1 rRNA gene is annotated in these 3,071 nt (G+C 52.3%); it reads left to right on the top strand.

What is annotated here, in order from left to right:
* The first annotated feature begins 95 nt into the window (after positions 1-95).
* Positions 96-3,026: ribosomal RNA gene (locus AWT60_RS17830) — 23S ribosomal RNA — on the top strand.
* Positions 3,027-3,071: the final 45 nt, after the last annotated feature.

Raw genomic sequence — 3,071 nt, 5'->3', positions numbered from 1 at the left:
TGTTCTTTGAAAACTAGATAACAATAAGTAATACATTCACATTGAATGCAATGCAAAGTTCATCACACATAGTGATTCTTTCTAAAGTAAGAAATGGTTAAGTTAGAAAGGGCGCACGGTGGATGCCTTGGCACTAGGAGCCGATGAAGGACGGGACGAACACCGATATGCTTCGGGGAGCTGTAAGCAAGCTTTGATCCGGAGATTTCCGAATGGGGAAACCCACTGCTCGTAATGGAGTAGTATCCATACTTGAATACATAGAGTATGAGAAGGCATACCCGGGGAACTGAAACATCTAAGTACCCGGAGGAAGAGAAAGCAAATGCGATTCCCTGAGTAGCGGCGAGCGAAACGGGAACAGCCCAAACCAAGAGGCTTGCCTCTTGGGGTTGTAGGACACTCTATACGGAGTTACAAAGGAATGATATAAGCGAAGAGGTCTGGAAAGGCCCGCCAAAGAAGGTAACAGCCCTGTAACTGAAATGTTATTCTCTCCAGAGTGGATCCTGAGTACGGCGGAACACGTGAAATTCCGTCGGAATCCGGGAGGACCATCTCCCAAGGCTAAATACTCCCTAGTGACCGATAGTGAACCAGTACCGTGAGGGAAAGGTGAAAAGCACCCCGGAAGGGGAGTGAAATAGATCCTGAAACCGTGTGCCTACAAGTAGTCAGAGCCCGTTAACGGGTGATGGCGTGCCTTTTGTAGAATGAACCGGCGAGTTACGATCCCGTGCAAGGTTAAGCAGAAGATGCGGAGCCGCAGCGAAAGCGAGTCTGAATAGGGCGCATGAGTACGTGGTCGTAGACCCGAAACCAGGTGATCTACCCATGTCCAGGGTGAAGTTCAGGTAACACTGAATGGAGGCCCGAACCCACGCACGTTGAAAAGTGCGGGGATGAGGTGTGGGTAGGGGTGAAATGCCAATCGAACCTGGAGATAGCTGGTTCTCTCCGAAATAGCTTTAGGGCTAGCCTCAAGGTAAGAGTCTCGGAGGTAGAGCACTGATTGGACTAGGGGCCCCTACCGGGTTACCGAATTCAGTCAAACTCCGAATGCCGATGACTTATCCTTGGGAGTCAGACTGCGAGTGATAAGATCCGTAGTCGAAAGGGAAACAGCCCAGACCGCCAGCTAAGGTCCCAAAGTATACGTTAAGTGGAAAAGGATGTGGAGTTGCTTAGACAACCAGGATGTTGGCTTAGAAGCAGCCACCATTTAAAGAGTGCGTAATAGCTCACTGGTCGAGTGACTCTGCGCCGAAAATGTACCGGGGCTAAACGTATCACCGAAGCTGCGGACTGTTCTGACGAACAGTGGTAGGAGAGCGTTCTAAGGGCTGTGAAGCCAGACCGGAAGGACTGGTGGAGCGCTTAGAAGTGAGAATGCCGGTATGAGTAGCGAAAGACGGGTGAGAATCCCGTCCACCGAATGCCTAAGGTTTCCTGAGGAAGGCTCGTCCGCTCAGGGTTAGTCGGGACCTAAGCCGAGGCCGAAAGGCGTAGGCGATGGACAACAGGTTGATATTCCTGTACCACCTCCTCACCATTTGAGCAATGGGGGGACGCAGGAGGATAGGGTAAGCGCGGTATTGGATATCCGCGTCCAAGCAGTTAGGCTGGGAAATAGGCAAATCCGTTTCCCGTAAAGGCTGAGCTGTGATGGCGAGCGAAATTTAGTAGCGAAGTTCCTGATTCCACACTGCCAAGAAAAGCCTCTAGCGAGGTGAGAGGTGCCCGTACCGCAAACCGACACAGGTAGGCGAGGAGAGAATCCTAAGGTGATCGAGAGAACTCTCGTTAAGGAACTCGGCAAAATGACCCCGTAACTTCGGGAGAAGGGGTGCTTCTTAGGGTGTTAAAGCCCCGAGAAGCCGCAGTGAATAGGCCCAGGCGACTGTTTAGCAAAAACACAGGTCTCTGCGAAGCCGTAAGGCGAAGTATAGGGGCTGACGCCTGCCCGGTGCTGGAAGGTTAAGAGGAGCGCTTAGCGTAAGCGAAGGTGCGAATTGAAGCCCCAGTAAACGGCGGCCGTAACTATAACGGTCCTAAGGTAGCGAAATTCCTTGTCGGGTAAGTTCCGACCCGCACGAAAGGCGCAACGATCTGGGCACTGTCTCAACGAGAGACTCGGTGAAATTATAGTACCTGTGAAGATGCAGGTTACCCGCGACAGGACGGAAAGACCCCGTGGAGCTTTACTGCAGCCTGATATTGAATGTTGGTACAGCTTGTACAGGATAGGTAGGAGCCTTGGAAACCGGAGCGCTAGCTTCGGTGGAGGCATCGGTGGGATACTACCCTGGCTGTATTGACCTTCTAACCCGCTGCCCTTATCGGGCAGGGAGACAGTGTCAGGTGGGCAGTTTGACTGGGGCGGTCGCCTCCTAAAATGTAACGGAGGCGCCCAAAGGTTCCCTCAGAATGGTTGGAAATCATTCGCAGAGTGTAAAGGCACAAGGGAGCTTGACTGCGAGACCTACAAGTCGAGCAGGGACGAAAGTCGGGCTTAGTGATCCGGTGGTTCCGCATGGAAGGGCCATCGCTCAACGGATAAAAGCTACCCCGGGGATAACAGGCTTATCTCCCCCAAGAGTCCACATCGACGGGGAGGTTTGGCACCTCGATGTCGGCTCATCGCATCCTGGGGCTGTAGTCGGTCCCAAGGGTTGGGCTGTTCGCCCATTAAAGCGGTACGCGAGCTGGGTTCAGAACGTCGTGAGACAGTTCGGTCCCTATCCGTCGCGGGCGCAGGAAATTTGAGAGGAGCTGTCCTTAGTACGAGAGGACCGGGATGGACGCACCGCTGGTGTACCAGTTGTTCTGCCAAGGGCATCGCTGGGTAGCTATGTGCGGACGGGATAAGTGCTGAAAGCATCTAAGCATGAAGCCCCCCTCAAGATGAGATTTCCCATTCCGCAAGGAAGTAAGATCCCTGAAAGATGATCAGGTTGATAGGTCTGAGGTGGAAGCGTGGTGACACGTGGAGCTGACAGATACTAATAGATCGAGGACTTAACCTATATTCTAATGTGAAGCATGAACATTGTTATCTAGTTTTGAGAGAA

The sequence above is a fragment of the Bacillus sp. F2HM genome (genome assembly GCF_019266135.1).
GTDB lineage: Bacteria > Bacillota > Bacilli > Bacillales > Bacillaceae > Bacillus > Bacillus safensis.
Note: the sequence above shows the minus strand (reverse complement) of the source record. Positions and strands in the feature narration are given on the sequence as shown.